The following is a 7,755-nucleotide window of genomic DNA, read 5'->3' as shown; positions in this document are numbered from 1 at the left end:
TACTATCAACAACAATTCAACCTCTACTGCCGGGTATGAAGATTTTACACATATTTCAACAACTGTGGAAAAAGGGGAGACTTATTCGTTTTCTGCTTCACATGGAGGGCAGACATACCCAAGTGATCAAGTACTTGTATGGGTAGATTTTAACCAAAATGGAGATTTTACAGATCCCGGCGAACAGGTATTGGTAACATCAACAAGTACATCACCCTGGCAAGGAAATATCACAATTCCAACCGGTGCTGGGGTTTTAAATGGACCCACTCGTATGCGGGTGCGTTTACATGATGTAGCTGAGGGCCCAATGGCGGCTCCCTGTGGTAATTCCTCTTGGGGTCAGGTAGAAGATTATACAGTGATTATCACACCATCAGGCTATGTCTTCCAAAACGGCAGCTGGAGTCCTGAAAACCCTGTGGGCGTGAGTACGATTAATGACGATATCTATGTAATGAACGGCACGACAGCTTTAACAGGCGAATTGCTGGCCAACAATGTCTATATCAGTGAAGGAGCCACTTTAAGCTCGGCAAATACCATCACCCTAAACGGTAATATTGAGAATGACGGTCTGTTGTTGTTTAGAAGCAACGACTCTTCAACGGGTCAGCTCGACACCTTTACCGGCAGTATGACCGGCAGCGGGTTGGTGACTGTAGAGCGTTATATCCCGGCGCGTCGCGCGTTCCGCCTGCTGTCCACTCCGGTAACCACCACCGGTAGCATAAACGATAACTGGCAGGAAGGTGCTGTCAATGCTGCTGATAACCCCCATCCCGGTTTTGGAACACACATCACCGGTTCCGCCGCGGGTGCCAACGGTTTTGATGCCACTCCATCGGGCAATCCGTCCATGTATATGTTTAATAATGCCAATCAAACCTGGAATGCCACACCCAATACCAATCTGGACGGTCTCGTTGCAGGAAAGGCTTACCGCTTAATGGTACGTGGTGATCGTAGTATTGATGTGACCAGCAACAGTGCGGCACCCACAAATACCACATTGCGTACAACAGGTGTGCTACATACCGGGCCATTTACTCATTCAGGATTAAGTGAAACAGCAAATGCATTTAATTTTATTGGCAACCCTTATCCGGCTGCGGTTAATATGGAAACAGTTCTTACAACTGCTACCAATGTCAACCCGACACACTATTGGGTTTGGGACCCCACTTTGGGCGGAACCCCTACACCCGGACTACCCGGAGGACGGGGAGCTTATGTGGCTGTAAATGTGGAAGACAATACTTCAAACAATCTGAGTTCACAGGCCAATAGGTATTTACAACCCGGTCAGGCTGCTTTTGTACAAACTGAAGCAAACGGCGCAACGGCAATTTTATTTCAGGAGCAACACAAAGCTGTTGCCCAGCCACAAACCCAGGTGTTTAATGTTTTATCCTCCATCAGGATGAATTTATATGACGCAGCTAGTTTTGCGGGAGGAAGTACAGCTTCAGACGGTGTGTTGTTGAAGTTTTATGATGATGGAAACAACGCTGTTACTTTTGAAGATGCGGCTAAATTCTACAATCTGGATGAAAACCTGGCCACTGTAAACGGTCAGCAACTGCTGAGTATTGAAAGCAGGGCGTTGCCGCTAATTGGTGAAAGCATTCCGTTGTTTACAAATCAGTACCGCAGAACAAGTTATGTTTTTGAAATTGCGCTCAGTGAAATGAATGACGTTGAGACCTATTTAAAAGATCATTATACCGGAACACTCACTGAACTGTCAAACAATCAAACCACTTTGTATGCATTTCAAGTGGACCCTGCTGTTACAGCCAGCACAGCCGATGACCGTTTTGAACTGCAGTTTGAAGAAGTCACTATGGGTATGGACGACACTGCGTTTGGGAACAACTTTGTACTGTATCCCAACCCGGCCACAAGTGCATTTTATATAGCAACCCAAACTATAGCAGGAGATGAGGTCATGGTCACCGTAAACAGCATCACGGGTCAAAAAGTAGTTTCAAGCCCGATGAAAGTACCTTCAAACGGTCAACTGCTTGTTGAGCTCCCCGATTTATCTGCAGGTCTTTACCTGGTTGAACTCGTTCACAAAAAAGGAGGAACCTTTACGGCCAAATTGATTAAAAACTAATAAAACGCATAATTATGAAAAAAGTAACTATAGAACCATTCAAGAAACTAATCATCGCCTTTATATTGGGTTTGTTTGTATTAACTGCAAACCCGGTGCATGCACAGGGAATTGCTTTTGACGACGACGTTGATGATGAAATACCGGCCGCGCCAATCGACGGCCTGATTGCTCTGGGTGTTGCAGCCGGCGCCTGGTACGGCATCAGAAAGCTGAAAGCTAAGAAGTAATTTTTTTATTTAAGTTGAAAAGTCTGCTTTTTCCTCAAGGAAGGAGCGGGCTTTTTGTTTAATGAATTTAGACGTGAGATTTTAGACTTGAGACGTAGATGTGAGGCATTAGACTAAAAGCTATGTATAAAACACCTCCCGTAGCTTAGGGGCCAAAATTGTCACATTCAGTTTGTTGAAGGGCAAATTCCAAAAAGGGTAGCCCGCAGATGGCGCAAATGTTCGCAGATTTTTGGTTAGTGGTATCGTATTAAAAGGATGATTGGATTTTCTGCGGCAATCTGCGAGATCTGCGGGAGAAAAAAAGACAGCTACATTTATAAACATAAAGGACTCTACTCTTTACTAACCTTAATTTACTGATGTTTAGGAACTTTGCGCCCTTCGCGACTTTGCGGTAAAAATTGAGAGGGGAGTTTGTGGGTTTGTGAGAGAGGGCAAGGGGAGTGTTCAGTGTTTATTATCAGTGTCAGTTGGCCTGTATGGGGTTAGTTTTTTTCTTTGTGAATCCTTGCCTGCCTGCCGGCAGATCTGCGGTATAAATAAAGCCGGAACTTCTCAAATTTCCAAGCACCTGCAGTAAATTTTTGTTTTTCGAAGCAAAGAAGCCACCAGGCACTGGCCGGGGGACAAATTTCATTGAATAATGATTAAACCAACAATCATTTACAATTAACCAATTAAAAATCAGTTTTCTAAATATATGTTACTAATACCTTTTACTGAAAAAAGTAGTATTATTGGTTAATTCATTATATTTTTGCCGAAAATCAACAGGGATGATAAACAAACTTCAAGCCGGCCTGAGTAAATTAGGGGCAGTGGGATTAATACTGCTAATTACGGTTTCATGTTCCAGCAAAAAAGATATTCTATATATGCAGGACATAGCTAATGTGGCAAACATGAGCACTGAAAATTATAAAGCACCTTCCATTCGGCCCAATGATATATTGATTATCAATGTTGCCGCATTTGATATGGAAGCTGCTGAACCTTTTAACCTGGTCCAACCGGCAAGAAACCTGATGCAGGTTAGAAATATGGCCAACAGGGAAGTGCAAGGCTATTTGGTCAATGATGACGGAACCATTGAGTTTCCCGTTTTAGGAACAGTTGAAGTTGGGGGCAAAACCCGCAAGGAACTTGTCAATTATCTCAAGGAAGAAATCAGTTTGTATATCAAAAACCCCATCATCAATATCGATATTGTAAATTATAAAGTTACCGTACTTGGTGAAGTCAATCGCCCCGGAACTTTTACCATTCCCAATGAGCGCATAACCATACTGGAAGCTCTGGGTATGGCCGGTGATTTAAATATTTATGGCAAACGAGATAATATTCTGGTGTTGCGTGAAGAAAATGGCGTTAGGACTTACAGTAAAATTGATATCACCAAATCTGATTTTATTCAGTCACCGTTTTATTACTTAAAACAAAACGATGTGGTTTATGTGCAGCCCAATAGTGCCCAGGTGGGCGCAGCAGCTTACAACAGAAATGCCCCAGTTTATATATCTATAGCCTCTGTTTTGATTTCATTGGCAATATTAATTACGAGATAAATTATGGATCAACAGTCTCAACAGAACAACTTACACAACCAGGAACCCAATTTACGCGAGCAACTCGAGGTGTATTTGCGTCATTGGTTTTGGTTTATTTTCGGCGTTTTTCTGGCTCTTGTCGGTGCCTATCTGTATTTGAGATACAGTACTCCGTTATTTAAAACCACCACTTCTATCATTATTAAAGACAGTAAAGGGCGTGGTGCAGCTTCAGAGCTTGCAGCATTTGAGGATATTGGTCTTATAAGCGGAATGAATGCCAACAGTATCGAAAACGAAATTGAAATACTGCGTTCAAAACGTCTGTTTAGAAATGTGGTTGATAAACTCGATTTGCACATCCGTTATTTTACTGAAGGCAACATCAAAACAACAGAAGTCTACAGCGGAAAACCTTTTCAGGTAAGGATACTGGATGTTTATGAAGAAGAACCATTCCCGAAAACGCCTTTAGTCGTTAAAATTAACTCGGCCACTTCAGTCGCGATTACAAATTCAGAAGCCGGAATATCAAAAGTAGCAGGTTTTGGTGAACGTATTGAGTTTCCCTTTGGAGCTATTACCCTGATTCCCGATATGGAACGCATAGTGTCTCTGTCATCAAATAGGGAAATTCTTGTTCATATTTCTTCAAAAGACGCTATGGTATCCATGTATCAGAGCAGAATTCAGGTCAACCCCATTGCCCGAAACTCAAGTGTTATTGAATTGACGCTAAATGACCCGGTTAAGGAAAAAGCTCAGGATATACTCAATGAACTTGTTTCGCAGTACAACAAAGATGCTATAGACGATCGTAATTTAGTAGCAAACAATACAGCTTCGTTTATAGACGAGCGTTTGAATATTATCACCAGCGAACTGGACTCAGTGGAGACCGATAAGGTTACCTTTAAGCAGGATAACAGAATCACCAGCATTCAGGCTGAAGCACAATTGTTTCTCGAAAGTGCCAGTGAATTTAACAAAAGGCAAATTGCTTTTCAAACCCAACGAGAACTCGTAAACGATTTACTTTCTTATCTACAAAGCACTGATGAAATCAATTTACTTCCCGCCAATCTGGGAATTTCTGAAGGCGGTATGGATGGTTTAATCAATAGTTACAATGAGTTGGTGCTGGAACGAAACAAACTCTTACGCAGTAGTTCGACAGCATTGAATCCCATTGTACTCAATCTTGAAAATCAAATCAATCAGTTAAAGGAAAGTATTGTCAGCGGACTCCAAAATGTGCGAAGTGCTATTGAGGCCAATTTAAGAGACCTTCGCAGACAGGAGTCTATGTTTGGTTCAAAAATCGCTGAAGTTCCCGGAAAAGAGAAAGAGTTCAGAGGTATTGAAAGACAACAAAGTATCAAGGAAGCGCTGTATTTGTTTTTATTACAAAAACGTGAGGAAACTTCGATTTCACTTGCTGTAACCGCGCCTAAAGCCAAAGTAGTTGACGCGGCATACAGTTCAAACAACCCCATCTCTCCAAAAAGAAACATTATCTATTTGGCAGCATTGCTTATTGGGTTACTTCTCCCGTTTTTAATCATATATCTCGGGCAGTTGCTCAACAATAAAGTAAGCAATAGAAAAGACATTGAACGTCTTGCGGGTCGCATTCCCTTTGTGGGCGAAATACCAAAACTGACCGGTAAAGAAGATGAACTTATAAAACATAATGACATGTCAGTTCTGGCTGAGTCGTTCAGGATTTTACGTACCAACCTGGAATATTTGTTTGTGAGTAATAAAACTGAAACCCAAGGTGGTAAAACGATTTTTGTTACCTCAACAGTAAAAGGGGAAGGAAAAACTTTTGTTGCGGTCAATCTCGCATTGACACTTGCCTATACCGGAAAGAAAGTTGTATTGGTGGGAGCTGATATCAGAAACCCACAACTAAAACGTTATTTTGATGAACTTGGAAATAAATCTCAGGGTGTAACCAATTATCTTGTTGAGTCAGACAGTAGTATCCTCGATTTGGTTGTTCCCTATACCCATAGTCCTAATTTGACCTTAATGCATTCCGGAGCTATACCCCCCAACCCTGCTGAAATGTGGATGAGCAAAAGGGCTGCTAAAATGTTTAGTGAACTCAAAGAAAATTTTGACTATGTGATAGTTGATACGGCTCCCTGTTTGCTGGTAACAGATACCTTTTTGATCAGTCACTATGCAGACACCACACTCTATGTGGTCAGGGCTGATTATACAGAACGTCAGCTGCTGGAATTTCCAAAAGAGCAAGTGGAAGAAGGCAAACTGAAAAAAGTGGCATTTATCCTGAACAATGTAAAAATGGCCAACTTTGGCTATGGAAATAAATATGGTTATACCTATGGGTCTGAGAAACAAACACTCTTTACAAAGCTAAGAAGGGTATTTGGTTAAGAAAACTTTTAAGGCTTAACATCCGAAAAATTTAATATAACATTACAAAACTGTAATTCTAAGCTTTCTTCTTCCTGCGTTTTCTAACGAAATCAAAGATAAACCAGACTGCAAGTAAGATGAGAAAATATCTGAAATAAGAAACCGGCTCACCACCACCACCCACAGTGGTAAACATTCTTTCCCAGCGAATTTTATCAAAACCTGATGCATTGCTGTCAATACTGAGCCAGATAAAAACAGGTTTTCCAACTACATGATTGTGAGGCACATAACCCCAACTACGGGCGTCTTCAGAATTGTTTCGGTTGTCACCCATCATCCAGTAATAGTCCTGAAGAAAAGTGTAAGAAGTCAAAGGATTTCCATTTAACATTACCTGTGTTCCTGCAACCGAAATCCTGTTATCAATACCTAATTCACTGCCTTCATACACTTCAATAATACGTTTGTAAAACGGTATACTCTCCGGTGTAATAGCTACAGTTGCACCTGCTTTTGGAATATAAATGGGACCGTAATGAGAAGAATTCCATGGGTAACGTGCGTCGTGAGGGAAAGTTCTTTCATCAAAAGTATCCGGCTCAGGACGCATGGGAATTAGTTGAACAACATTGGGGTTGTTTCTTAATTTTTCAACTGCTTCATCAGTTAAAAACAATTGAAATTGCTTAAAGTCACTGTCAAATGGGTAAATTTCATTGATACCGTAACGATCCCTGAGGAACTGGAGATTTCTCACCGGCTCGTTGGTAACCATATAATACAGATACTGCAATTTTGCCCGATCCGGCAAGTCATTCAGCTCACCGTTAATGTAAACACGCCCCTCCCTGACCTCAAGTGAATCACCGGGTATCCCCACGGCACGTTTTACGTAATTGGACTTTTTGTCAATGGGTTTGATATAAGTGTCAGGTCCGCTGTATCTGAAATAGGGCACAGTATCAGTAGGCCAGTTAAATACAACAATATCATTGCGCTTGATCTCCTGAAATGCCGGGAACCTGAAATAAGGAATCTGTGGTTTGTTGGTGTATGATTTGGTTTTCACCAAAGGAATGGTATCGTGAACCATCGGGAATGACACAGCTGTCATGGGGGTGCGCTGCCCGTAATGCATTTTACTTACAAATAAAAAATCCCCCACCAATAGTGTGCGTTCTAGAGAAGAAGTGGGAATGGTAAACGGTTGGATAAAGTAAGTGTGCACAATAGTGGCTACCACCACTGCAAAGAGAATGGCTCCTGTCCATTCACCCGATGCACTCTTTGGCTTTAAATCACGCTCAGGAAGGTGCTTGACATCTTGGGTGTAATTGATGTAGGTGATGTAAAAACCCAGAGTAACAACGCCCAAAAAAGTATCAGTCAAGCTCTTTTTACCAAAACTGCGCAGGGTTTCCACCCAAATCACAGGAAACATAATCAAATTGATAATGGG

At 41.7% G+C, this 7,755-nt stretch carries 5 protein-coding genes; 4 read left to right on the top strand and 1 reads right to left on the bottom strand.

Annotation, left to right across the window (positions count from 1 at the left end; all coding sequences use genetic code 11):
• The 4 genes from AC6F75_RS13910 to AC6F75_RS13895 form a co-directional block, all read left to right on the top strand.
• The coding region (locus AC6F75_RS13910; RefSeq protein ID WP_500715689.1) for a GEVED domain-containing protein at positions 1 to 2,122 on the top strand (2,122 nt) is incomplete at its 5' end.
• A gap of 14 nt (positions 2,123 to 2,136) precedes the next feature.
• The gene (locus AC6F75_RS13905) at positions 2,137 to 2,352 is read left to right on the top strand and encodes a PID-CTERM protein-sorting domain-containing protein (protein WP_500715688.1); all 216 of its coding nucleotides are present in this window, start codon (positions 2,137 to 2,139) and stop codon (positions 2,350 to 2,352) included.
• Between the two features lie 779 nt (positions 2,353 to 3,131).
• A complete protein-coding gene (locus AC6F75_RS13900; RefSeq protein ID WP_500715687.1) occupies positions 3,132 to 3,920 on the top strand; it encodes a polysaccharide biosynthesis/export family protein in 789 nt (262 codons plus the stop codon).
• A gap of 3 nt (positions 3,921 to 3,923) precedes the next feature.
• Positions 3,924 to 6,311, top strand: a complete 2,388-nt coding sequence (locus AC6F75_RS13895) for a polysaccharide biosynthesis tyrosine autokinase (protein ID WP_500715686.1) — start codon at positions 3,924 to 3,926, stop codon at positions 6,309 to 6,311.
• Between the two features lie 58 nt (positions 6,312 to 6,369).
• Here AC6F75_RS13895 and lepB read toward each other — a convergent pair.
• On the bottom strand, positions 6,370 to 7,755 hold a 1,386-nt coding region (gene lepB / locus AC6F75_RS13890; RefSeq protein WP_500715685.1), incomplete at its 5' end, for a signal peptidase I.

Source organism: Planktosalinus sp., assembly GCF_059864935.1.
The sequence above is the reverse complement of the archived record's forward strand: the minus strand, read 5'-3'. Positions and strand labels throughout refer to the sequence as shown.

Bases quoted from the DNA above. Each gene is read 5' to 3' on its own strand.
- AC6F75_RS13905 (WP_500715688.1), top strand. From the start codon at position 2,137: ATGAAAAAAGTAACTATAGAACCATTCAAGAAACTAATCATCGCCTTT.
- AC6F75_RS13900 (WP_500715687.1), top strand. From the start codon at position 3,132: ATGATAAACAAACTTCAAGCCGGCCTGAGTAAATTAGGGGCAGTGGGA.
- AC6F75_RS13895 (WP_500715686.1), top strand. From the start codon at position 3,924: ATGGATCAACAGTCTCAACAGAACAACTTACACAACCAGGAACCCAAT.